Here is a 24,561-nt window from a genome sequence, read left to right as displayed (position 1 = left end):
ATGTCGCTTTTGACCTCCTAACACATTTGATCCGCTAGGCCATAGCCCATCCGAATTCGGCCCAGACAATTTGAACGGGGTGACGATCGCGACCCAAAAAGCAAAAAGTTAGTTGCGAGGTGTTACAAACGTGCTGCTCAAAACGCCCTGTTCGCGTGACCGCCGCAAGATAGCCACCGGTGCGCTTTGGTAGTCGCGGATCTTGCCGTCATACTGATATCACGAGGTTCCGCGCCCAGAGATCAAATTGAGGCAGTCCTTACAATTGCCCACTGCCCGTCAGTAGTTCCGTAATAATTGGCAAAGGAATACTCCTCGCAGTTTTTGAGGACACAAAGAGCGAGACCATGGAATGGCCAACCTCTGGAAATTGGTTCTGTCAAGCTGGTCCCGCTTGACGTCACTTTGAAAAAACAGAAGCAATTGGAGTTCCCATGCGAACGTCTTCGGAACAGAGTAGAAAGAGCCGATTGTCGCCCGAGTGCCTGCAACAGCATGGCCGAATACTCGGAGTTCCTGCGACGGTGAAGCACTTTGTGTTAAGACTAGAAAGGTATGAAAAGCGCATGAGATAGAGTCAAACTCGGGTGAAAACCAGATCAGTCGCAGCCACTTGACCGAAAATCATGCAATCTTCTATGAGGGGCTTGCGGAAGGTGACAACGCGCGAAACTTCAGAGAATTTCTCGTGAACAGAAAACTCTTTTCAGGCAAGGTCCGATAATGCTGCCAATCGTCATTCAATGCCGCCTCAATTCTTCACGCCTTCCCGGGAAAGCCGCTTTGGATATGTGTGGGAAACCGCTTTTGGTTCGTGTCATCGAGAGATGCAGAGCCGCGAGCTATGCTTCTGATGTCATCTTGGCAACGTCACAAGAAAGTCAGGATGATATTCCGATAGCAATGGCGGATTCGTGCGGGGCCAAGTCGTATCGCGGCCCATTGAACGATGTAAGAAAAAGGTTCATTGGCTGCGCTAGTACGTTCGGGGCCAAGACAATAATCCGCGTCACGGCAGACAACCCTTTTGTGGAACCTGCTCTAATAGATGCGTTGATTGCGTATAAACACGCAAACCCGGATTGTGCTTATGCAGTGCATGACCTTAGTCAGACAGTCTATGGGGTCGCGGCGGAGTTGATTGATATGGATATGTTGGATTCGTTGGAAACGGTTCTTCCTGAGAAAGGGCGCGAACACGTGACTACCGGCTTGGTTGATTTAGAAACCGCTGTTGTTTTGTCGCCGCCCAAAGAATATCGTGATCAATCGCTGGCATTGACAGTTGATACTTTGATTCAATACCAGACCGCGTGGCGCATAATGAACAAGTTCGGTAACGGGGCCGACGCCGTCCCGAACATCGTCGCCGCCTACCAATCGGGTTCTGAACCGAGCATCGATTTTCAAATGAGACCTTAAAGACCGATGAAACTTGTGCTTGGGACTGCAAATCTCGGTCTTGCTTACGGGAAGGCAAAGTCAAGGTGTTTGCCAACCAAGAAACTTGCATTTTCAATTCTCGAGCGCGCGATCGACCGAGGGTTCTCTGCTATTGATACGGCCCCGGCATATGGTTCCAGCGAAGCGAGAATTGGCGAGTATCTATCGCGTTGTGCAACGGGTACAATGGGCGCTTGCATATCCACCAAAACGCATCCGTCGCTACACCTTGAACCATATGGTAAAGCGCAACCGGTTCTGGAGGGGTTTTCGCAGTCTCTACAAGCACTTGGGTTGGATGCGATCTCCCAGGTTCTCTTGCACCGCTGGGAACAATACGAAGCAGCCGACGGAAAGATTTGGAACGCACTCAAAACCTTGAAAGAAGAGGGTTTGATTGATCGAATTGGTGCTTCGGTGCAGTCTCCTGACGAATTGGAGGCGGCATTGGGATGTGCGGACATCGACACGATTCAACTCGCGTGCAATATTTTGGATTGGCGTTATGAGGCGCGCGCTTTGGACGTTCGAATGGCGCAGTCTGACAAACGGATTGAAGTGCGCAGCGTCTTCTTACAAGGCCTGCTTGGACTATCCCCATCTGTGAAGTTCCCCAAGATCTCTGATGCGTACGACGAGCTTGAAATTCGTAACTTCCTTGTCGAAGCAGCAGCGAAGTTTACGAATGGCGACGTAATAGCCTTGTGTCTTCGTTATGCGGCGTCGTTGCACTGGGCGGACGCTTTGGTGATAGGGGCCGATAGTCCGGGCGAAATTGACACTTTATCTGATATCCTAGATACGGGTCCTTTAACTGCGGACGTGATCTCCGAGCTTCCTGCACTGCGACCGCACGTCCCTGCATCGTTTCTTGACCCAGCGCAGTGGCAGTAGGATCTGAAAGTATGACAACCAGCCGGTTTGAACGGTCAGGAACAAAGAGTGATTGCCTTAATAACTCATTGGTGCTTGTAACAGGGGCGGCAGGTCATCTGGGGCGAGAGATAGCTTTCGGTCTTGCGCATGATGGGGCCATTCCGGCGCTTAATGGCAGAAACAGAAAAAACCTTGAAGCTTTGGCTGAGGACCTGGATCAGAGTGGGTATCACAGTCTTGTTTTGCCAGCCGACGTCGGTGACGTGCCAGCCATGTCAGATATCCTGGATCACCTCGCGGACCACGCAGACAATAGCGGGCTAAGCTTTGATGGCCTTGTAAACAACGCATTTGCCGGTACCAGTTCTGACGATCACGACGATTTTGCAAGCCTTTTTGCCGCTGCTGCGAGGGTTAATCTTGGCGCAACCGCAGAATTGACGGAACGATTTGCGAACCTGCCGCAGCATTATCCGCGGTCTGTCGTGAATGTTTCATCAATCTATGGAGTTGTGAGTCCGGACCCTAGCCTCTATCCCGAAGGTGTGCCCATTAACCCTGTTCATTACGGCGTCACAAAAGCTGGACTTTTGCAATTGACCCGGACCATGGCCGTCTGTCTGGCCAAGAAGAACATACGCGTAAACGCCGTCATTCCGGGACCCTTTCCCAAACCCTCGGTGCAACAAGAAAATCCGGAATTTTCCGAAAGACTTGCCGGTCGAATACCCCTGGGCCGTCTGGGTGAAGCACGGGAGGTTTATCCCGCCATTCGCTTTCTTTTGCGTCCCGATTCCAGCTTTGTCACCGGTGCCAGTATCCCTGTCGATGGTGGTTGGACAGCCATCTAAGGAGGCCTGCGCCACAATGATCTTTGACCAGTCATATTCTGATGCATACCAAGACTTCCCCACGAGTCACTTCAGGTCCAAGTTCTGGGATTTCTACAAGGTCATTTGGGAAGCCGAGCGCCGCTTTGACCTCGTTTTTCGACGTGATCATAATGTCGCTGTTTGGACCGCAAACCGTGTAAGGTTCTACTATTTGATCGCGGAGAAGCTCGGTCTTTATGACTCACAAATGAGTGTCAATTCCGGGCCTATTCAGGTGACTCTGGAGGATCAGTTCGCCCCAATTGCACCGGTTAATCATATTATTCAAACTGGCGCCAACGGCCCTGCAACAGACCTTCGTAAACGACCGCGTGGCTGCGTGTACACCAGCGAAATCGTCGACCGGTTGTTGAACGCGGGAAGCAGCTTATTGTTGATCCATGGAGCGCCCGAAGATCTCGATCCACATCCGAAGATGCAGGCGATGTCCTTTGATGATTTTAACCGCCGTGTTCGGCAAAATTTGCTCAAGGAAAAGCAAAAGTCCATAAAGTTGGATCCGGAAGCTATCGAATTTTGGGACAGCGTTTCAGCGTATTTTCACGACGAGCTTGGCATCGAGGTTTTTGATTCAGAGGGCATTCGAAGGCGTATTCAAAGCCACCGTCGACAATATGCAGCACACCGAGAGTTCCTCAGGCCGTTGCAAGCGAATTCGCTGGTCTGCATGGCGCACTATTTTCGGTCGCCGCTGATCGAAGCGGCCAAGAATCTGAAGTTGTGGACCGTCGACTACCAGCACGGAATTAACAGCCGTTATCATTTGGGATACGGCTATCCCAACGTTCGACCAGAGCATCGAAATATTCCTTATATGCCAGATGAATTTTGGTCTTGGGGAAAGGTATGGACCGACGAGAGCTGGTTTCCTACCGAATGCTGCGCCCCGCGGCAGCTTGGCCATCACCAAGAGAAACGAAATGCGGAAACGCCAGTCTCGTTTTTGGAGCGGCCAGAGAAAACGATCTTGATCGCAACGTCGTGGGCGATGCAGTCCCAATTTCGGAGCATCGCAAAACAATTGGCCGATAAATACCCTGACTGGACAATACGATTGAAACTCCATCCAAGAGAGGATGCATCAAGTTATGCGAGTGTATTGGCGGATAGCAAGAACCTAGAATTGATCCGCAAGGATGTCGATATTCGGGACGCAGCGGCAAAAGTTCGATATGTCCTCAGCATCTGTTCCAGCTCATTATTCGACGTGTTGCTTGAGGATTGTAAGATTGCCGTACTCAACGCACCTGCAATTGAATACGCCGAAGACTTCGCTACGCGATTTGACGTACCGGTCCTGAATTCGGACGCGGCGAATTTTGCAGATGTTATCAGGGCAATGCGCGACCAAGACATTCCTAAGCGCGACGTCTTTCATGTCGTTACGGAAGAGGAGTGGGACCTGCTGACAGATTCGCTGTCGACGCCAATAGACTCCGTGCGTCTCGAGAAGCTCGTCAACGACGACAAAAACCTTCCGTTCATGGACAGGAAACGGCTTCAATATTATAAGCAGCACTGTGATCACAAAGTACAGCCCGAATTACTGCTTATGCCTAACAAGGGCGGAGTTCTTCAGCGATTTTCTGCCAAAGCTGTCAGACGCAGGAAGCAGCAGACCTATTTTAACGCTATTCGCAATGGGCTCGACAGTCTTGGATCTCTGGACATGAGGGCCACCGCCCTTGAAACGGCCATCGTTTCAGGGTTGGAGCCAGCTCGGTTTGTTGGCCCGCTTCGCGAAATCGTTCAGAACGCAAGCCAGGCAGGAAATTCCGCTGCTCTGCACAAAATTACAGGCGTTATCCGTGCAGATACGAGCGCCCAAAATGCCCCACTTAGCGCGGAAATGTTCGAGCATTTTCTGGCCACGCGAACGGGCAGCGAGGTGCCCGATCGTCGAGCGAACGAGACTCATTGGACTGAAGCGATCTCATTGCTTCGAGACCTGTCGCCGGTTACCAACCGCCTTGCCAAAAGCTATGAGAAATTTGCGACTTTGGCTAACCAATGTTTCGCAGACACCCGCGTCTCGCAGGCCGAACGGTCACGGCTCAAATCCGAGCTCAGTAATCGCATCAAGTCTGGCGACAATTTCACGATGTTGCGGCTTGGAGACGGTGAGGTTTATGCTTTCTCGCCTGACTGGGTGTCCAAAGAAGCAATAATTGCGGATCAGGAACTTCGCGAATCCATGTGGTGGGAGCAGACAATCGCATCGGATATCCGTGAAGATCTCCAACAGCAGGCTCGGAAAGGAATAACAGCGGCAGATTATCTCGGAATACCATCCGCTTATCGGTTGCTGCGCGACATACCCAAGCTGTTGCTAAAAATGCGCGGACCCATTGAAACCTGGCCAAGAACAGCACGCGCCCACCGTATCTTGTTTGAAGAGTTAGAGCGAATGGTCGCGAGCAATGAACTGGACTGGTCTCAAAAGGCTTTGATCGACGACCGGTGCCATCAGGAACTCTTTTTGCCACAGTATTTGAGTGATTTTGCGGCACCTGGCCGACCTGCGGTTCTTGTAAATTGTTTCCCGATGGATGAAGTCAATCGTGTTCTGGGCAATCGCTTTTTTTCTCATGAAATTCGATTACCACCCCACAAGAAGGTAAGGCACCTTGTTCCAGAGGACGCATTGAGTGCTATCGCGACACCGCTGCTTATGGAAGATATCCTCGATCAAGTGAACAATTTGGCCCAAGACGGCGCTATCTTTTTTGTTGCGGGTGGTTTCCCCGGGAAAGCAATCATCAACCGCATTGCCAAGCTAGGGGCAACCGCACTGGATATCGGTGCTTCTGCGGACTATTGGATGGGCGCCACCACCCGTGGCCCGTTGGATTTCAAACAGTATGGCAAGCCCGCTTAGCGGCGTGGCTGGTCCAATCCACATCTCGGAAAAGTGCACTTTGCTTCCGGTTCAGATTTTGTCCCAATCCAATGGCTCACCGGCTGAAATCGCGACTTTGGCCTCGCGACCCAATACCAAGTCCAATTGCTTGGGTGCGATTCCGTGGCCGGGCCTGATGACTCTGATATTGTCTCGGGTAAGTCGTTCACCAGCGTCGATATCTTTGACCGCGAAGATAGAGCGTCGAAACTTGATATTTGACCTTTCCTGACCAACCAAATCGAACGAGACTTGCCCCAAGGCAAGCCACGCCTGACGGCTGGACGCGCACAGTTCGCGAAATTCATTTGGCTCGAGACTGAATTCAGCATCGGGGCCACCATCCTCGCGGGCAAGCGTAAAGTGTTTTTCAATCACACAGGCACCGAGGGCGACAGCAGCAACCGCAACGGCATTGCCTTGCGTATGATCCGACAGACCGATGGGTAACCCAAAAGCGGACTTCAAGGCGGGTATGGTGTTGAGGTTGGTGTCTTCGTCAGCTGCTGGATAACTGCTTACGCAATGGAGCAAAACGATTTCTTCGCAGCCTGCGTTGCGAGCGGTTCTTACAGCCTCGTCAATTTCAGCTAGGGTTGCAATTCCAGTCGACATGATCATCGGTTTGCGCTGGGCGGCGACCGATTTGATCAGGTCCAGGTCCGTCAGTTCGAACGAAGCAATTTTATAGGCCGGTACGTCTAACGATGAAAGAAGTTCGACTGCTGAGGTGTCAAAGGGCGTTGAAAAGAGTGTTACGCCACGGGCTTTGGCACGTTCGAACATGGCTTCGTGCCATTCGTATGGTGTCTGCGCCTCTGAATACAGGTCATAAAGATTTCTGCCATCCCAAAGCCCGCCGGAGATCTGAAACTCTGGCCGGTCACAATCAATTGTCATGGTATCGGGCGTGTAGGTTTGAATTTTGATCGCATCGCAGCCGGTTGCGGCCGCCGCGTCGATGAGGGACAACATCCGATCAAGCGACCCGTTATGATTAGCTGAAATTTCGCAAATTATGTAAGGTGGCTGATCAGCGCCGATCTTGCGCCCGTCGATGGTAATCGTTTCCAGGGTCATCTCTTCTTCCGTCACTGCTACCAGAATTTTGGCGCGCCTCGGTATGCGGCGTGCGTTGAAAGTTATTACTGAGTGGCTTGAATTGCTTGCCCCAAGACATCTATCACTCGGGTCTGATCTTCTTCAGTCAGACCGGGAAACATCGGCAGGCTTATCGCGCGGCTATAATAGTCTTCGGCCTTAGGGTAATCACCGGGGCTGAATCCAAGGTCCCGGTAATAGGGCTGAAGGTGAACCGGTATGTAGTGAAGATTGACACCAATACCTTCGGCGCGAAGACGCTCGAACACGCTACGGTGGATCGATGGGTCCTTCATCCTGACCACATAGAGATGAAAGGCAGAATAACAGCCTTCACTGCGTTTGGGTGTGTCCAACGCTAGGTCCGCGAGTTTGGCGTCATAACGGTCAGCAATTTGATGCCGTCGCAAGATAAAGGCTTCGAGCCTGTCGAGCTGCGACGACCCGAGCGCGGCAGCAATGTCGGTCATTCGGTAGTTCAGGCCCAGGCTCAACTGCTCATAGTACCAAGGACCGTGCGGTTCAAACCGCATCCTTGAAGGGTCTCGCGTAACTCCGTGCGAGCGGATGTCCATCATGGCGGACGCGAGTTCAGCGTTGTTCGTCATCGCCATTCCACCTTCTGTTGTTGTGACGATTTTGACCGGGTGGAAGCTGAAGACCGTTATGTCGCTGTACTCACAAGAACCGACCGGGTTCCCTTGATACTTTGCCCCGATTGCGTGCGAAGCATCCTCAATCACGCGAACCCCATACCTGTCGGCGAGTTCGGATATCCGTTTCATATTCGGTGATTGACCGCACATATGCACCGGGATCACTACTTTTGGAAGCTGACCGGATTGCGCGGCTGCACGCAACTTCTCTTCAAACGCATCGGGGCAGAGATTGAAGGTTTCTGGCTCGATATCAACGAAATCTACGGTCGCGCCGCACAGTCGGGCGGAATTCGCCGTGGCAACAAAAGTAATGGGCGATGTCCAAACCTGATCGCCTTCTCCAACTCCTAGTGCCATACAAGCAATGTGAAGCGCGGACGTGGCGCTGTTGGTCGCGACGCCGAACTTGGAATCTGTTATTGCCGTTACATTCGATTCAAATTCGGGAACCTTTGGTCCTTGCGTCAGAAAATCGGATTTCAATACACGCGCGACGGCTTCCAGATCATTCTCAGAGATATCCTGCCGACCGTAGGGAATCATCAGATTTTTCCGATCGAGCTGTGATTGGCCAGAATCCACTGGTGCAAGTCATCGTCACTCATCCATTCGCTGTTTTGATCGCTTGAGTAAACGAAGTCTTGCGCGACGCGTTTGCCATCTTTTATTCTGGCTTTGCTCGAGCCCCACTGATTGATCGCTGGAAGAATCTTGAAATAGTCATCGTATTCAAAGGTGAACGGGGCATCTTCCATACCGATCATCTGTTCGTGCAGCTTTTCACCGGGGCGAATCCCGACTGTTTCCTGTTCTGCATCCGGGGCGATGACCCGAGCGATATCCGTCACATTCATCGACGGAATTTTCTTCACGTATATTTCCCCACCTTCCATGTCGTCAAACGCATGCCAAACCAGTTTAACGCCTTCGTCCAAAGTGATCATGAAACGTGTCATGCGCGGATCTGTGATGGGTAATTTTCCGTTCTCCCGGATGGATAGGAAGAAAGGAATCACAGAGCCACGCGAGCCCATGACGTTTCCGTACCGAACAACTGAGAACCGGGTTCCGTGTTCGCCCGAGTACGCGTTACCGGCGATGAACATCTTGTCAGATGCAAGCTTGGTCGCACCATACAGGTTAATCGGGCTTGAAGCTTTATCCGTGGACAAGGCGACAACGCTTTTGACTTTTTTGTCAATGCTGGCGTCGATCACATTCATTGCACCCATGACATTTGTCTTGACGCATTCGAAGGGATTGTACTCGGCTGTGGGAACGATTTTCGTCGCCGCAGCGTGAACGACATGGTCGACGCCATCGAATGCCCTGTACAGACGCTCTCGGTCGCGAACATCCCCTAAGAAGAAACGGACACGCGGGTCGTTGGCAAACCCCTTCGCCATCTCATATTGCTTCATTTCGTCACGTGAGAAGATGATGATCTTTTTAGGGTTGTACCGCTCAAGAGTCATCGGGACGAATTTGTTTCCGAACGACCCCGTGCCGCCTGTTACAAGAATAGTACTGTTGGCGAGCATCCACTTATCTCCAGAAGTAACTCTTTTGAAACCGCGTTTCCTTCTGAGTTGATCAAAAAAGCGGATTCTATATGTCTGTACCGATCTATTTGCACAATCGAAGACTGTCCAGCCTTCACTCCAGTGTGTTGTCATATTGCGACTGAAACAGGCAAAGTCGACGCGGTATTGAGTGAGAACTCTATCAGTGTGCCGTGGGAAGAAGCTTGTTTCGGAATGAGTGGTTCTTAAGTGGCACATCAAATATTCTTTGCTCAACGACAGGACTGGCTGTGCGCCCAAGGCGCCGGCGGGCATAGGAGCAGCGCAAAAAAGGGTCTGCCCCATGTGTCCTGGGGCAGTAACAATATATGCAGATGAATTTCCGCGCTTTTGAAGTCAACGCCGAGAGTAACCTGAACAAATTTAGATTGCTCTAGTCGTTTGCGCGACTGAAAAAGACATTCGCTGAGCCGTGGCAAAAGACTGCTGGTCTGGGTTCTTTCTCTTCGGGACTTCCGTTTGCAATACGCTAAAGAATACAGTAGCAGCAGCTAAGAAGACTATCGGACATATTTTGATGCGTGCAATTCATCTCAACTACCACGAGATCACGGAAGACCCGCGTGTCTTGAAAGAGTGTACCGCACTATCAGAGCGTGGTGTGGATGTTACAGTCCTGTGCGCTCTGCATCCCGGATTTCCGGAACGCGAACAGGTTGGCTCGCTGGATGTTCACCGCGTTTCCTGGATGGATCGTAGCAAGTTAGATGCTGAGTACCTCGAAAACGTCTCGGAATTTCCGCGTTCAAAAGAGTTGGTACTACAGCGTTTGCAACCCTTGTTGCCTGCAGACAAAGAGGCGCGGGATTGTGTTGAGGAACACGTCAGGGTTGCAGATTTCGAACTGGACCCAAATTCAGCCTACCGAAATCATCGTGGATTGAAGCGCTTCGCCGCGAAGAGGGCGTATAGGCGCAATCTCAAGTCGATGGTCGCGACCATCGAGAGGGAATTGCAGCAAAAAGACATGGCGTCAGCGTTTGAATCTCGTGATCAATTGCAGCGCGAGATAATGGACTGGCACTCATCGAAGAAAGTGTCCACCGTCAAACACAACGATGTATATCAAGCATCGGCATTTCTGTTCGATCTGAATGCCCGGGCGCTCGAATTTGAAGAGAGCTTCGATATCGTCCACGCTCACGACATCTACACATTGGTAGCTGGCGTTCGTCTGGCCGCAGAAATGAATGCGAAGCTGATCTACGATGCCCACGAATACGAGCCGGAACGCGCGTCGAAGATGCCGCCGGAAGGTAACCAATTGGCAGATTCAATCGAACTCGACTGCCTTGAACGAACAGACGCTTTGGTTACTGTTTCTCCTGGTATTTGCGACCTTTACGCGAAACGGTTCTCAACCCGAGCGCCCACATTGATAATGAATGCCCCGGAGATCCACTCCAAGTTGCCAGATGAAGACACGTTGAACGCGCGAAAGAAAGCGTTTCGCGAACGGCTTGGGCTTAATCAAGACACTCCACTGTTGGTTTTTACAGGGCTCGTATTGGGTGAACAAAGAGGCCTGAGCCAGGTAGTCGTAGCCCTTCGGAGCCTAACGGACTACCACTTGGCGATACTTGGACCGCGACAAGAACACAACGATGCGAAACTGCTGGAAATGGCCAAAGCCTGCGGAGTTCAAGACCGCATTCACCTGCTCGAGCCCGTCGCTCATAGCGAAGTTGTTCCTACCATTCGCGCCTGTGATGTTGCAATCGTTCCGTTTCAGGATGCGGGGCTAAGTTATCGCTACGCAATGCCGAACAAGCTGTTCGAGGGAATCTTTGCCGGTCTTCCCGTGGCAGTCGCCGATCTTCCTGATATGAAGGCATTTGTCGAAGGACAAGGGCGAGGCATTGCAATGGACAGCACAGACCCCGACAATATCGCTGAAACCGTCGTAACACTCTACAACGACCGGAAGAACTACAAACTGGATTCTGAAGCATTTGATAATTTGGTAAGAAACTACAGTTGGTCGGCTCAGGCAACGCGGCTGCATGAACTTTATCAATCGCTTGATGCCAATTGAGTGAGCCCCGACAATCCCACGTCCAAATAAGAAGAGAATTTTGACAATGGTCGATACCGACAGACAAGAAACCCTTAGATTTGCTCTGGTAGGGTGTGGGCGCATTTCAGTCAGGCATTCGCAACTGCTGGGTGAAGGCATGATCCCAGGGGCAACCTTGGCCGCAGTTTGCGATGTTGACTTTGAAAAGGCGAAAGCGCTGGGCGAAAAGTACGACGTGCCGGCATTTGCAGACATGCACGAGATGATGAAAAGCGCCGAGCCTGATGTTGCCGTCGTTCTGACCGAAAGTGGCAATCATGCGCGGGACGTAATCGCGCTGGCCGGATACGGAAAGCACATCGTTGTCGAAAAACCGATGGCCTTGCGGCTGAGCGACGCCGACCGGATGGTCGAAGCTTGTGACCGCAACAACGTCAAGCTGTTCGTCGTCAAGCAAAACCGTTTCAACGTTCCCGTAGTCAGACTGCGCGAGGCTGTTGAGCAGGACCGTTTCGGCAAGCTTGTGATGGGTACCGTTCGGGTCAGGTGGTGCCGTCCGCAAAGCTATTACGATCAGGCATCCTGGCGTGGCACCTGGGCACAAGACGGTGGCGTTCTGACTAATCAGGCAAGCCACCATATCGACCTGCTGGAATGGATGATGGGTCGCGTGACGAAAGTCTCGGCCATGACGGCGCGACAGCTTGTCGATATAGAAGCCGAAGATACAGCCGCCGTCGTACTTGAGTTCGCCAATGGTGCGATTGGTATCATCGAGGCCACAACAGCAACCAGACCGAAAGACCTTGAAGGGTCTATTTCAATTCTTGGCGAAAAGGGTACGGTCGAAATTGGTGGTTTCGCGGTTAACGAAATGAAGACCTGGAACTTCACTGAGCCGATGGAAGGTGATGACGAAGTTCTGTCCAAATACTCGGTCAATCCTCCGAACGTTTACGGCTTTGGACACCAGGAATACTACCAGCATGTTGTGCGGGCGATTAACGAAGGGGGACCAAACCTAGTGGACGGTCTGGCCGGACGTCGCAGCCTGGAACTGATCAACGCGATCTACGAATCCGTTGAGACCGGTCAATCCGTGTCTTTGCGCTTTAATCCCCGCCACTCGCGCCTTGGGCGTTCCGAACAATCGGCGGTTGGAAACTAGACCAATGTCAGACGGAACCCACAGCGCAACACCTGCAAGAAAGTTCCAGGTCGGCTTGAAGGATGTGAAATTCGGCGCCAACGTTACCGTCATCGAACCCGCAAACGTCTATGGCTGCGAAATCGGCGACGATGCCTTTGTCGGCCCATTTGTCGAGATTCAGTCGGGGGCCAAGATCGGAGCCCGCACACGGGTACAGTCCCATGCCTTCATTTGCGATCTGGTCGAAATCGGAGCGGATTGCTTTGTCGGGCACGGGGTTATGTTCGTCAATGATCCGTTTTCGGTCGGTGGGCCCGCCCGTGGGCGAAAAGAGCTTTGGCGGTCTACCCAAATAGGCAACAACGTGTCGATAGGATCAAATGCGACAATCATGCCGGTTCGGATCTGTGATCATGTGGTCATTGGTGCCGGGGCGGTAGTGACCAAAGACATTGAAGAACCAGGTATTTACGCAGGCAACCCGGCGAAACTGATTCGGGTGATCGAGCCGGAAAGCTAAGGCAATTCGCAAAGTGGAAGATTCCTAATGGCAACAGTTCCTTTCAACGATTTGAAACGCCATCATGCACCGCTGCGCAAGCAGCTAGACGCGGCGATTGCGGACGTAATCGACAACTCGTCCTTCGTGCGGGGACCGCATGTGGAAGCGTTTGAGGAAAAATACTCGGCGTTGATGGGCGCGCGTCATACCGTGTCCTGTTCGGATGGAACAACGGCGCTCTATATCGCGATGCGTGCCCTAGGCGCGGGACCGGGTGACGAGGTCATCGTACCCGGAATGTCATGGATTTCGACAAGCGAAACCGTCAGCCAGACAGGGGCGACGGTTGTATTTTGCGATATCACACCCGATACCCATGTGATGGACCCCAATAGGCTTGAGGCGGCGATTACCGACCGCACCGTCGGTGTCATTCCGGTGCACCTTTATGGGCATCCGGCCCCAATGCTCGAGATTATGGAGATTGCGCGGAAGCACAATCTTTGGGTGCTTGAGGATTGCGCACAATCGCATCTGGCGACAATCGACGGCCAGCTGATTGGCTCGTTCGGAGACGTGGCATCCTATTCGTTCTATCCAGGAAAAAATCTGGGTGCGATGGGCGATGCCGGTGCGCTGACAACCAACGATACGACGCTGGCCGAAACGATGGCCAAATTTGCTCGGCACGGCGGCCTGCGTAAAGGCGATCACGAAATTGAAGGGATCAACAGTCGTCTCGACGGTATGCAGGCGGCGATTCTCAACGTGAAGCTTGATCACCTCCGGCAATGGACCGAAGCGCGTCGCGCGGCTGCCGAGAAGTATATTGAACGCTTATCTGAGATCGGCAGTAACAAATTCTCGGTTCCGACGATTGCAGCGGGCTGCAACCCGGTCTGGCACCTGTTTGTCATTCTGGCAGAGGACCGGGACGGGCTGGCGCAGCACCTCAAGGACCATGGCGTGCAGACGGTCATCAACTATCCCAAAGCCCTGCCGTTTCTGCCGTGCTACGCACCCAAAGGTCACACGGCGGAAGAATTCCCCAACAGCCACCGGTTGCAGAACAACTGCCTGTCCATTCCGATTTTCCCGGAAATTACGGATGCGGAGATTGATCAGGTGGTTGAGGCACTTAAAGCTTGGTGAGGAGCCGAGCAACTCGAGCAATGCAAAGGTCGCAAAAAACCCCGCCGGGCGAGGCGGGGTTATTCATTTCTTTCAGAATTGACGACCAGTCTGATCAGCCCTTCTTCAGAACCTCACGGCCCAGCAGTTCGGCAATCTGTACCGCGTTCAGGGCGGCGCCCTTGCGCAGGTTGTCACTGACACACCACAGGTTCAGACCGTTCTCGATGGTCGAATCCTGACGGATGCGGCTGATGAAGGTGGCGAAATCGCCCGCGCATTCGATGGGCGAGACGTAGCCACCCTCTTCGCGCTTGTCGATCACCATGATGCCCGGCGCCTCGCGCAGGATGTCGCGGGCTTCGTCTTCGTCCAGGAACTCTTCGAACTCGATATTCACGGCCTCGGAATGGCCGACGAACACTGGAACGCGGACGCAGGTGGCCGTGACCTTGATCGACGGATCGACGATCTTTTTGGTCTCGACAACCATCTTCCACTCTTCTTTGGTCGAGCCGTCTTCCATGAAGACGTCGATCTGCGGAATGACGTTGAAGGCGATCTGTTTCTGGAACTTCTTCGGCTCAACCTCGGTCGTGGGGTTGTAGATCGCCTTGGTCTGATCCCAAAGCTCATCCATGCCCTCTTTGCCCGCACCCGAAACCGACTGGTAGGTCGAGACAACTACGCGCTTGATCTTGGCGCGGTCATGCAACGGCTTCAGCGCGACAACCATCTGCGCGGTCGAGCAGTTGGGGTTGGCGATGATGTTCTTGTTCTTATAGTCGTGGATCGCCTGCGGGTTGCATTCCGGTACGATCAGCGGGATCTCCGGATCATAGCGATAAAGCGACGAGTTATCGATCACCACGCAGCCAGCCGCCGCCGCCTTGGGGGCGTAGACTTTGGTTGCCTCGGAACCCACGGCAAACAGCGCCATGTCCCAGCCGGTAAAATCGAACGTGTCCAGGTCTTTGGTCGTGAGCGTCTTGTCGCCAAATGTCACCTCGGTACCCAGCGAACGACGGCTTGCCAGTGCGGCAAGTTCATCGACGGGGAACTGGCGTTCTGCCAGGATGTTCAGCATTTCGCGGCCCACGTTACCCGTGGCGCCGACGACGACGACGCGATAGCCCATTTCATGTCTCCAATGTTAAGGACGCGCGTTCATAGCTGCGTTGCGGCAAAGAAAAAAGGCCTATTGCGCAGGTTTTCGGCCTGTCACACCGATTTGAGGCAAATGGGCGCGGTCAGGTGGCATCCAGCAGCGAACGATAGACCCGGACAATCGCCTGCGCCTCACCTTCGATTCGAAAATTGTGTTCGACATGCGTGCGCGCGGCGCGGCCTTCGTCAGCCAGTTTTTCGGGGTCGGACAACATGTCGGACAAGGCGTCGGCCAGCGCATCTGCATTGTCTTTCTCTACCAATCGGCCGGTGACGCCATCTTCGATCTGCGCACTGAAGGCCCCGACACCGTGGCAGGCGATCGCCGGAACGCCCGACGCCATCGCCTCAAGCGGGGTCAGGCCAAAGCCTTCGTGACGGGCTGGGGCCACGAACAGGTCCAGTGCGCGGTAGGTCTCGACAATCTCGTCCCAGGGACGTTCGCCCAGAAAACGGACCCTGCCGGTCAGTCCGGCAGCAGCAAGCTTTGCTTCCTGGTCTTGCTGAAAACTTTCGAATTCCTTTGTGGCGCGGCCCGTAAACACGATCTGTGCATCGGGGTAGGACGGCAGGACGCGGATAGCGGCGTCCACCAGCAGATCGACCCCCTTTTGGGGGCGGATGCGGCCAAAACAGCCGATCAGCGTACCGCCGGGCAGCCCGAGTCTGGCGCGCAGAGCGCCCTTGTCATCTTCGGGGTGGAACAGATCGGTATTTACCCCGTGCATGATGACGGTTGAAGGATGCTCCAGAAACGAGGCCGCTTGCGGCGTCGTCGCAATCAAGGCGTCCATTTTCGAGATCAGCCATTTGGTAAACCCCGAGTGATCGCGCTGCGCCGCCGAGGTGAAGAGCAGCGTGAAATTGCACCGAAAGATCGATCTCAGCATGAGCCCCATCAGCATCTCGGTGTTTCGGCGCGCGTGCCAGACACGCCGGATCCGTCGCGACAAGAACGGTACTTTCCAGAGTCTGATGTGGGGGATCTCGGCCGGCAACCCGGGTCCGGTTGCGCGAATGCCAATCACCTTGTCCTGTATCGGAAGCAGGCGGACCACGGTTGTGGTTACACCGGAAAGGCTGTGTTTTAGATTGGGCGCGATGACCTCGATTTCCCGCACTGTTGTCTCCGATACCGCCAGTCCATGCTCTATCGGCTGATTAGATGGATCGTACAGCCAAAGGCAAGGGTGACGGCAAAGAATCGAAACCCCGCTGGCCCGCCCACACCCGTTTTGCGGACCGTGACAACTGGAGTTCACCACCCCGCCGGAGCGACCCGTGTGTTGCGTTCTATCGCGTAAGCGCGTGAAATGGGTCAGGCAAGGGACATCGTCCATTTCCGAGCTATGTCTGATGGCATGGTTCAAAAAGTGCATTGAGGGCAGGATGAACGCCGCTGACGCTTCGTTTTATGAGACGGTTCCAGTTTCCGTCGATTTCCTGAGTTTGAGTGAGCCGGACCGGTTCACGGCTTTGCCGGACAGTTGGCTGGTTGGCGTTGCGGATATCGTCGATTCGACCGGCGAGATTGCGCGCGGACGTTACAAGACCGTGAACATGGTCGGTGCCGCGGTGATCTCGGGCATGATCAACACCCTGAAAGGACGCAGTTTCCCCTATGTGTTCGGCGGCGACGGCGCCGCGTTTGCCATTCCTGCGCAGGACGAAGCGGCGGCGCGGCTAACGCTGTCCACCCTGCGTAGCTGGTCCAAAGCCGAGTTTGACATGCCCCTGCGTGCAGCCATCGTACCTGTGCGCGACATACGGCAGGCCGGGCGGGATCTTCGCGTAGCGCGACACGCGCCCTCGACCGGGGTTGACTATGCGATGTTCGGCGGCGGCGGGCTAGCCTGGGCCGAGGCGCAGATGAAGGCGGGATTGTACGAGGTGCCCCCGGCAAAGCCAGACGCATTGCCGGATCTAACCGGGCTGTCATGTCGTTGGTCGAACAGCACCGCCCGCCACGGTCAAATCGTTTCTTTGGTGATCCAGCCAACATCAGAGTCTGACGAAGCCGATTTTTCAGAAATTTCCCGGTCTGTTCTGTCCACGATCGAGGGGCTGGATCGGGCGGGTCATCCGGTGCCGGAAAACGGCCCGCCAATGAAGTGGCCTCCGCCGGGCGTCGATCTGGACGCTCATGTCTCGCGTGCTGGGCGTAACCTTTTTCTGCACAAGCTGCGTCTGCTTGGCGAGAATTTTTTGATCGGGGTGTTGTTCAAGACCGGATTGCGTCTGGGCAATTTCGAGCCCCTGCATTACCAGCGCATGGTCAGCCAGAACTCGGACTTTCGGAAATTCGATGACGGGCTGAAGATGACGCTGGACTGTGACGACGACACGCTTGGACGTCTCACGCGATTGCTGGATGCAGCGCGCGACACCGGCAAAATCCGATACGGCCTGTTTGTTCAGCAACAGGCGATGATGACCTGTTTCGTCCCTTCCGCAATGCGGGACGATCACGTGCATTTTGTCGATGGAGCGACGGGAGGCTACGCCCAGGCCGCTTTGGCGATGCGGTCTTAAAAACGTATATTTTGCCGAACGTTGCGAAATTTCGGGATTTGCGCGAAGATTAAGCATGACAGACGACTTGCCATTGATGTCACGATCCCTGCCAATCGCGTTGTTGCGGGCGCGGGAAAAGGTCATGGGCCCAATCCGCTCGATTCTGGCTGATGCGGGCGTGACCGAACAGCAATGGCGCGTGCTGCGTGTTCTGAAAGAAGAGGGGCCGCAGGAGCCGACCCAGATTGCCGAGCGCGCCTGTCTGTTGCTGCCCAGTCTGACGCGTATCCTGCGAAATCTCGAGGATAAGGGCCTGATTGTCAGACGCATTGCGCCCAAGGACCGTCGGCGTCAGATCGTTGAGATCAGCGAGGGGGGCTTGCAGATCATTCGCGCGAATATCGCCCGTAGCGTCGGCCAGGCCGAGCGTATCCGCACCAAGCTGGGACCCGAGCGGCACGATTTGTTGTTGGATATACTGGGTGAACTACACGAGTTGGATAGTTGAATCGACGCTTGAACTGGTCACTGGATGAACGGCTACTTTGAAATCATTGCCTGCTGGACCAAAGCATTCTCTTGTTCGCAGTTGGGTGGGGTCGGATGACAGAACATACGCCTCCGGAAGCGCCAGCAACTCAGAAGGATGTCACTGAGCCCTCAGAGTTGTCGGCGCGCTTGGGTCAGCGCGTGCGTGCCGCGCGGCAGAACCGTGGCATTTCGCGCCGGGTACTATCCGAAGAATCGGGTGTCTCACCCCGGTATCTGGCGCAGCTGGAGGCTGGCGAGGGCAATATCTCGGTTGGATTGCTTCAGCGTGTGGCACAGGCGCTGGGCCACAAGATCGAAGCCCTGATTGCCGAAGATGCGCCATTGGATTCCGAAGCCTTGAACGTGGCCAGATTGTTTCAGCAGGCGGATGCTGACCTGCGTACCGAGGTGTTGCGTTTACTACGTCCACAGCCCGTGGATCCAAGCCGCGCTGACCGGGTTTGCCTGGTTGGTCTGCGCGGGGCAGGGAAGTCGACACTGGGTGCGATGGCGGCCCGGGTGCTGGGCGTGCCCTTTGTCGAACTCACCCGGTTGATCGAAGATATGGCCGGAATGCCTTTACCCGACATCATGGCGTTTTATGGCCAGGACGGATATCGCAAGCTTGAAGCGCAGGCCCTTGACCGCGTGATCGATGGGCATGACAGGCTAGTTCTGGCTGTGGCAGGTGGCATCGTTGCGGAACCCGGCACCTATTCGACGCTGCTGGGCCGGTTTCACACCATCTGGCTGCGTGCTACCCCGCAAGAACATATGGACCGCGTCCGTGCGCAAGGGGATGAGCGCCCGATGAAAGACAATCCGGCGGCGATGGACCAGTTGAAGTCGATCCTTGCCAGCCGCGAGGCGCAATATGCGCAAGCTTCGGTGCAGTTGGATACGTCCAGCCGTCGGGTCGAGGACTCTTTAAAAGACGTCCTGCGCGTGATCCGCGAAAACAATTTTCTGGACTAAAAGCAGAGTCTATTTAGCAGATTTAAGCCAGCCATCTTCAAACACGACTTGGTCAAGTTCGGCGAACCGCCTGACACGATCCAGTTCGGCCTCAAGCCGCCGGGTTCGGGCGTCAGACCAGCGCACAGGCCGCTCGGGCCAGACGGCCCTGACCCGCAGCGTGCCGTGCTCGCGATGCGCCTTTGCGTCGATCCGACCGATCAAACGGTCGCCCTCGAGCATCGGAAAAACATAATAGCCATATGTCCGTTTTGGCGCAGGCACAAAAACCTCGATGCGGTAGTGAAACCCGAACAGCCGTTCGGCCCGGTTACGGTCGCGCAGCATGGGATCAAACGGGCTGAGCAGCCTGATCCGCCCCGGCGGCGCGGGCAGGGAGATTGCTGCATCCACAGCACCGGGCCGTGCCAGAACTTTGCGGCTGCGACCATCGGCGCAGGTCACCTCGATTTCTTCCAAATTTCCCTGTGTCAGAGCCTGTTCGCACCAGAGCTTTGCTTCGGCTGACGTGACCGTATCCCAAAAGGCGGCCAGTTCGCCCGAGGTGGCAAACCCCAACCTATCCAGCGCGGCGTTGCACAACCAATCCACGGTGGCCGCCGTGTCACAGTCGCGATTGCCGGGGCAGAGATGCGTCTCGATCACTCGCTCGGTCAGATCATAGCGCTTCTGAAACCCCTCGCGCCCGATCACGGTCAATGCGCCCGACCGCCAGAGGTATTCGAGAGCGGTCTTGGACGGATGCCAGTCCCACCACCCACCGGATCCCTTTTTCTCATCCTTGCCAACATCGGACGAGCTGACGGGTCCGTGGTCGCGAATATGGCGCAACACGTCCTCGAACCGCTCTTCATATCCGTCACGGCGCCAGTTCTTCCATCGCGCCTTCAGCAGTTCCGTATCGCGCAGAAACCGCAGATGCCAATGAGCGTAAAACTCCATGGGGATCATCGCCGCATCATGAGTCCAATGCTCGAACAGGGCTCGGTCGGCTTCGTAAAGGCGTTTGAGGTTGCGGGCGCGATAGCTGGGCCTGCGCGCAAACAGGATCATGTCATGCGCACGGGCGACGGTGTTGATACTGTCCAGTTGTACAAAGCCCAGCCGCCGGATCAGCGTCAGCAGGTCGCCTCCTTTGGCGTTCCCTGTCGGTTGTTCCAGCAGGGCGTGGCGGTCCATGAAAAGAGCCCGCGCAGCCTTGTTGTCCAGTTGTGGCAGGGTCAAGCGCTCAGCGCCGTTTGAGCGTGTCGCCAAAGCTGATCTTGGGGGTAAGCGTCACGCGCGTTTCCACCTCGGCTTCGGGGTCGTTCAGTTGTGCCGAAATGATCTCGGCTGCCTGACGCCCGATCTCCAGCCGGCACGCATCCATCGTCGCCAGCTTACGTGGCAGCCCTTGCAACAATTCGACGTTGTTGAAACCTGCCAACCCGATCTGCCCGGGAATGTCGATGCCCTGTTCCAGCAGGTACAACAGCCCACCCGCGCCGATCATGTCATTGGAATAATACAGGAAATCCAGATCCGGTGAACGTTCCAGCATCGCCTGCGTCATCTCGCGCCCCTTGGCCAATGCCGAGCCGCCGGAATAGAATTCCCGATCCTCGATCTCAATCCCGTGCTTGCCCAGCACTTCGGTAAAGCCCTCGAACCGTTTCCGCGCCCGGTGATCCAAGGGCATCTTGGTACCCATGAACCCGATATGTTCGTACCCTGCTTTCAGGATTGCCTGCGCCATCTCCCGACCTGCGCGGCGGTGCGAGATGCCGACCATCGCGTCGACCGGCTTGCCATCGGTATCCATGATCTCGACCACCGGAATACCTGCGGAATCCAGCATCGCCCGGGCCGCCTCGGTATGCTCAAGCCCAGCAATTATCACGCCCGATGGCCGCCACGAGAGCATCTCGTACAGAACCTTTTCCTCTTTTTCGGGCAGATAATCGGTGACGCCAACAACCGGCTGCAACTCGGTATCTTCCAACACCTGATTGATGCCGGTCAGGACCTCAGGAAAGACCATATTTGACAGGGACGGGATGATCACTGCGACCAGATTGACCCGGCTCGAGGCCAGCGCGCCCGCGATTTTGTTGGGTACATATCCAAGCTCTTTCGCGGCGGCCAGAACCCGGGTGCGGGTGGCGTCCGACACATCGCCGCGATTGCGCAGGACCCGGCTGACCGTCATTTCCGACACTCCGGACGCTTCCGAGACATCACGAAGGGTAAGCGGGCGTTTGGTTTCAGTTGTCACGGGAAGGCACCTGCAAAGTTGTTTTGTCCGATGGTAGCGTAAACAGAACGCAATTTACAACTGTTGACCAAAGCCGATGACAACCCCGGGAAACCAAGTTACACAGAGCACCGCGCGGCCCCGTGGCTCAACTGGATAGAGCAGCCCCCTCCTAAGGGGCAGGTTGCAGGTTCGAATCCTGCCGGGGTCGCCAATTCTCTCAAATCCTTATTTTATTGACGAAATATAAGATGTGGTGTTATGGCTGTGGTGGAGTTACACCACGATTTTACACTACAAATGATCAAGCCATGAGTAATGATAGGAACCTTGAGCAGCCACGTGGACCCGGTACGGCGTGGCGGTTTCGCATGTCTACGCCCAAAATTTTAAAAGGAACCACAGACCCCGAGACAGGCAAAACCTTTGGTCGAAACATCATCAGAAGCCTTGGAGGCGTTAAGCACAAAGCGACGGCACGTAAGTTACGCGATGTAGAATTGAGCAAGGTTCGAGAGTTAGAACTGCAGGCGCTGGGCAGGAACCGTTACAGCCTTGCTGCTGCAGACCGATGGGCGGAGGCAATGGCGGACCCAGACCCAGAGGCTGCAATACTGGCGCGTGATGTGTTCTATGATGAGGTCGAAAGAGCGCCTAGCGCAGTGCGAGATGCGTTTGGTAAACGGGGTATGGCCAAATCCAAACCACTGGCTGAGATGGTTGAGGCGTATATTGAAGCCAGAGCGCCGGGGAATGCTTCAGGTTACAAACCACTGAGGGGTTCGACCATCAACGATTTCCGAACTTCGGTTCGCTATCTGGTCGACTTTCTGGGTGGCGATGTATCCAGCCTTCATGTGGACGATGTGGCAGACGTTGAGGCGGTGGCCTTCAGGGAATACCTAGGGGGCATTATTTCGGAGCGGACAGAGCAGCCATTGGCAGGCGCGACAATCCAGAAACTCATGACACAACTTCGCATGTATTGGGCGTGGGTGGTTGAGACCAAGGCCACAAGCAAGCCCTCTGTGGACCCCTTCACGCTGCCTAAGGGGGTCACTAGGGAAGCGGCAACGCCGACGAAAGAAAGGCTGATGTATCGACCAGATCAGACCAGCGCTTTGTTCTTAGCGCGTTCGCAGGAGACACAGTTAGGTGCTTTGATACGGCTGGGTCTGATACTCGGAACACGCATATCTGAGTTAGTTAGGGTCACAGTTGACGATACTGACGTCGATGGCGCTGGGCTAAAGATCATTGTCGGCAAAAGCGATAACGCGAAACGGTGGACGCCTGTACCCGCTGAGCTTCAGGGAATGGTTTCAAAGTTGCGAGACGAGGCAGAGAGCAGAGAGGGACCTAAAGGCAGACTTTTGGGTGCCTTCAGCTTGGACCCAAGGACTGGCAACAGTAAGAAAGCCAGTAAGGATTACAGCCGCCTTAGGGACGAAGTTGTAGGACGGGCCGAGGGTAATGTCATGCTGGACTTTCACAGCTTTAGACACACGTGGACGACCTATGCGCACAGGGCAGGTGTCGACGATAAAGACGCTAATCAGCTAGGAGGCTGGACCAAGGATAAGCGCAGGTCTAAGGAAATTTACAACCACGGGCTGGGACGCGATGAGTTGCGAGAGGTGCAGCGCAGGATTGTGGATAGGATGCGGGCTGACGGATACCTTGAAGGGCTTTAGGGACTTGGAAGGCGATCACATACGTCGTCTGTGTCCCAAGTCGCTTCAATTGCTACGATACCGGCTGCGCTTGCCGAGGCCTTAATTTCATTTGGTCGTACAGGTAGACCACAAGCGCCCTTCAAGGCCATCATCATCGCCTCCATTAACTTCTCTTGAATGGCCGAAACGCTTGAACTTAAGGAAAAAGCTGCTGGAACGGGTTCTATTTCTCCGCCTGACATAAAAACGTATCCGGGAAGCCCATCAACATTCGGAACCGCCATGAAATCTACCTTACCGGGTCCTGCCGTTGATCTGTAAACGGACCACGAGACGTCCGGCGTTGTTGGCAATGTTTGGGTCACATCTTCGTCGGTCCAGCCCTGCGCCACCATTTCGTCGGTGAGAACTTTTGGCGTCAATCCGCCAGCCGCCTTTAGCCAAGACTTATTATCGTATGTGAACTCTGGGACGGTGTCCAAACCGCCCGCAATCATTTCAGCCATTAGTGGATCACCCCCTGAACCAGAAAGGCCGTCGTCAGTCATAGTGGTGATCACGCCATCAAACGCATCTGCATCTAGTTTTTGAGCGTACAATTCAGACGCTTGAAAAACACTCAAGGCTAAAGCGGTTCCTAAAATGAGCCTCATCACAATTCCCCAAAGAAAAATTCCAGTAACATACTCACTTTACGCAAAAGAAAATTCTGCCGTCCATCAGAAAAGGCCCGATATTTGACAGTGGTTATTCAATCCACGCAGGCGCTCAACAATTTTGGAAAAAATCTGAGTGCCAGAGATTATATAAGGTGCCGCGCATACCCCCCTGGGTGGGGCCACCTCGGGACCAACTCTCTCCATCTACGGGAATTTCCCATTAATGCAATAAAAACAATGTGTTGACTGTCATTTGGCGCTGGGCCAAGTTAAGTGCGCATCGCTCCTGATGCACATCATTTAATGAGGTAATGACCCATGATCATTTTTGACTTTCGCTTTGGCCCTTTTGACTTACTCGTTGAGCGTGAGACCCGTTCAGTTCCATTTAAGGTGACCCATGAGGGACCCGGTGAGGTGTTCCTTGATGTTGGACGGTACGCTCTGACCTTCACGAACCACCGAAAGGTTGCCAGAGCGCATGCGTCTCATTTGACCGGAGTGTAACAAGACAGTTGCCAACCCCTCAGATACTGTCTCATTTAAGTGGGG

General features: G+C 54.4%; 20 protein-coding genes and 1 tRNA gene. 13 read left to right on the top strand and 8 right to left on the bottom strand.

What is annotated here, in order from left to right:
• The first annotated feature begins 723 nt into the window (after nt 1-723).
• From ACR0LX_RS17070 to ACR0LX_RS17055, 4 genes are read left to right on the top strand one after another with little or no spacing between them, the layout of a single operon-like run.
• On the top strand, nt 724-1,422 hold the full coding sequence (locus ACR0LX_RS17070) for a cytidylyltransferase domain-containing protein (RefSeq protein ID WP_480784746.1): 699 nt from the start codon (nt 724-726) through the stop codon (nt 1,420-1,422).
• 6 nt (nt 1,423-1,428) lie between these two features.
• A complete protein-coding gene (locus tag ACR0LX_RS17065) occupies nt 1,429-2,337 on the top strand; it encodes an aldo/keto reductase (protein ID WP_480784745.1) in 909 nt (302 codons plus the stop codon).
• An 11-nt stretch (nt 2,338-2,348) separates the two neighbouring features.
• The gene (locus tag ACR0LX_RS17060) at nt 2,349-3,170 is read left to right on the top strand and encodes an SDR family NAD(P)-dependent oxidoreductase (protein ID WP_480784744.1); all 822 of its coding nucleotides are present in this window, start codon (nt 2,349-2,351) and stop codon (nt 3,168-3,170) included.
• A gap of 16 nt (nt 3,171-3,186) precedes the next feature.
• On the top strand, nt 3,187-6,090 hold the full coding sequence (locus tag ACR0LX_RS17055) for a hypothetical protein (protein WP_480784743.1): 2,904 nt from the start codon (nt 3,187-3,189) through the stop codon (nt 6,088-6,090).
• 51 nt (nt 6,091-6,141) lie between these two features.
• On the opposite strand, the gene pseI is transcribed toward ACR0LX_RS17055, so the two are convergent.
• The 3 genes from pseI to pseB all read right to left on the bottom strand — a co-directional run bounded on the left by pseI (nt 6,142) and on the right by pseB (nt 9,412).
• Nucleotides 6,142-7,191, bottom strand: a complete 1,050-nt coding sequence (pseI, locus tag ACR0LX_RS17050; protein ID WP_480784742.1) for a pseudaminic acid synthase — start codon at nt 7,189-7,191, stop codon at nt 6,142-6,144.
• A gap of 65 nt (nt 7,192-7,256) precedes the next feature.
• The gene (pseC, locus tag ACR0LX_RS17045) at nt 7,257-8,453 is read right to left on the bottom strand and encodes a UDP-4-amino-4,6-dideoxy-N-acetyl-beta-L-altrosamine transaminase (protein ID WP_480784741.1); all 1,197 of its coding nucleotides are present in this window, start codon (nt 8,451-8,453) and stop codon (nt 7,257-7,259) included.
• Nucleotides 8,414-9,412 (bottom strand): UDP-N-acetylglucosamine 4,6-dehydratase (inverting), encoded by a 999-nt coding sequence (gene pseB, locus ACR0LX_RS17040; protein ID WP_480784740.1) that lies wholly within the window; start codon nt 9,410-9,412, stop codon nt 8,414-8,416. Before pseB ends, pseC begins: the two co-directional genes overlap by 40 nt.
• Nucleotides 9,413-9,971: 559 nt before the next feature.
• Here pseB and ACR0LX_RS17035 point away from each other — a divergent pair.
• From ACR0LX_RS17035 to ACR0LX_RS17020, 4 genes are read left to right on the top strand one after another with little or no spacing between them, the layout of a single operon-like run.
• Nucleotides 9,972-11,489, top strand: coding sequence for a glycosyltransferase (locus tag ACR0LX_RS17035; RefSeq protein ID WP_480784739.1), 1,518 nt, complete (start codon nt 9,972-9,974; stop codon nt 11,487-11,489).
• A 46-nt stretch (nt 11,490-11,535) separates the two neighbouring features.
• Entirely contained in the window at nt 11,536-12,639 is a 1,104-nt protein-coding gene (locus ACR0LX_RS17030) for a Gfo/Idh/MocA family protein (RefSeq protein ID WP_480784738.1), read from the top strand.
• A 4-nt stretch (nt 12,640-12,643) separates the two neighbouring features.
• Nucleotides 12,644-13,141: an acyltransferase gene (locus ACR0LX_RS17025; protein WP_480784737.1), complete on the top strand. Its 498-nt coding sequence runs from the start codon at nt 12,644-12,646 to the stop codon at nt 13,139-13,141.
• A gap of 27 nt (nt 13,142-13,168) precedes the next feature.
• Complete coding sequence (locus tag ACR0LX_RS17020; protein ID WP_480784736.1) at nt 13,169-14,275, top strand: DegT/DnrJ/EryC1/StrS family aminotransferase; 1,107 nt, start codon at nt 13,169-13,171, stop codon at nt 14,273-14,275.
• Between the two features lie 94 nt (nt 14,276-14,369).
• Here the strand turns inward: ACR0LX_RS17020 and ACR0LX_RS17015 are convergent, their stop codons facing one another.
• A complete protein-coding gene (locus tag ACR0LX_RS17015) occupies nt 14,370-15,392 on the bottom strand; it encodes an aspartate-semialdehyde dehydrogenase (RefSeq protein WP_480784735.1) in 1,023 nt (340 codons plus the stop codon).
• 112 nt (nt 15,393-15,504) lie between these two features.
• The gene (locus ACR0LX_RS17010) at nt 15,505-16,542 is read right to left on the bottom strand and encodes a glycosyltransferase family 4 protein (protein WP_480784734.1); all 1,038 of its coding nucleotides are present in this window, start codon (nt 16,540-16,542) and stop codon (nt 15,505-15,507) included.
• A 268-nt stretch (nt 16,543-16,810) separates the two neighbouring features.
• Between ACR0LX_RS17010 and ACR0LX_RS17005 the strand changes: the two genes are divergently transcribed.
• From ACR0LX_RS17005 to ACR0LX_RS16995, 3 genes are all read left to right on the top strand, one after another.
• Nucleotides 16,811-17,953, top strand: a complete 1,143-nt coding sequence (locus ACR0LX_RS17005; RefSeq protein ID WP_480784733.1) for a DUF3095 domain-containing protein — start codon at nt 16,811-16,813, stop codon at nt 17,951-17,953.
• Nucleotides 17,954-18,008: 55 nt separating this feature from the next.
• Nucleotides 18,009-18,443, top strand: coding sequence for a homoprotocatechuate degradation operon regulator HpaR (gene hpaR / locus ACR0LX_RS17000; protein ID WP_480579563.1), 435 nt, complete (start codon nt 18,009-18,011; stop codon nt 18,441-18,443).
• A gap of 95 nt (nt 18,444-18,538) precedes the next feature.
• Nucleotides 18,539-19,441 carry a helix-turn-helix transcriptional regulator gene (locus ACR0LX_RS16995; protein WP_480784732.1) on the top strand — a complete coding sequence of 301 codons (903 nt, stop codon included), beginning with the start codon at nt 18,539-18,541 and terminating at the stop codon, nt 19,439-19,441.
• 9 nt (nt 19,442-19,450) lie between these two features.
• Here ACR0LX_RS16995 and ACR0LX_RS16990 read toward each other — a convergent pair whose 3' ends face one another.
• Together ACR0LX_RS16990 and ACR0LX_RS16985 are read right to left on the bottom strand one after the other, a co-directional pair.
• Nucleotides 19,451-20,665 carry a winged helix-turn-helix domain-containing protein gene (locus ACR0LX_RS16990; RefSeq protein WP_480784731.1) on the bottom strand — a complete coding sequence of 405 codons (1,215 nt, stop codon included), beginning with the start codon at nt 20,663-20,665 and terminating at the stop codon, nt 19,451-19,453.
• A 4-nt stretch (nt 20,666-20,669) separates the two neighbouring features.
• Nucleotides 20,670-21,695 carry a LacI family DNA-binding transcriptional regulator gene (locus ACR0LX_RS16985; RefSeq protein WP_480579557.1) on the bottom strand — a complete coding sequence of 342 codons (1,026 nt, stop codon included), beginning with the start codon at nt 21,693-21,695 and terminating at the stop codon, nt 20,670-20,672.
• A 116-nt stretch (nt 21,696-21,811) separates the two neighbouring features.
• Here ACR0LX_RS16985 and ACR0LX_RS16980 point away from each other — a divergent pair.
• Together ACR0LX_RS16980 and ACR0LX_RS16975 are read left to right on the top strand one after the other, a co-directional pair.
• Nucleotides 21,812-21,888, top strand: a tRNA-Arg gene (locus ACR0LX_RS16980).
• Between the two features lie 157 nt (nt 21,889-22,045).
• Nucleotides 22,046-23,368: a tyrosine-type recombinase/integrase gene (locus tag ACR0LX_RS16975; RefSeq protein ID WP_480784730.1), complete on the top strand. Its 1,323-nt coding sequence runs from the start codon at nt 22,046-22,048 to the stop codon at nt 23,366-23,368.
• Here the strand turns inward: ACR0LX_RS16975 and ACR0LX_RS16970 are convergent.
• Complete coding sequence (locus tag ACR0LX_RS16970; RefSeq protein ID WP_480784729.1) at nt 23,365-24,003, bottom strand: hypothetical protein; 639 nt, start codon at nt 24,001-24,003, stop codon at nt 23,365-23,367. The two genes, ACR0LX_RS16975 and ACR0LX_RS16970, sit on opposite strands and share 4 nt — an antisense overlap.
• Nucleotides 24,004-24,561 lie beyond the last annotated feature (558 nt).

The organism is Ruegeria sp. CH11, assembly GCF_056537105.1.
Note: the sequence above shows the minus strand (reverse complement) of the source record. Positions and strands in the feature narration are given on the sequence as shown.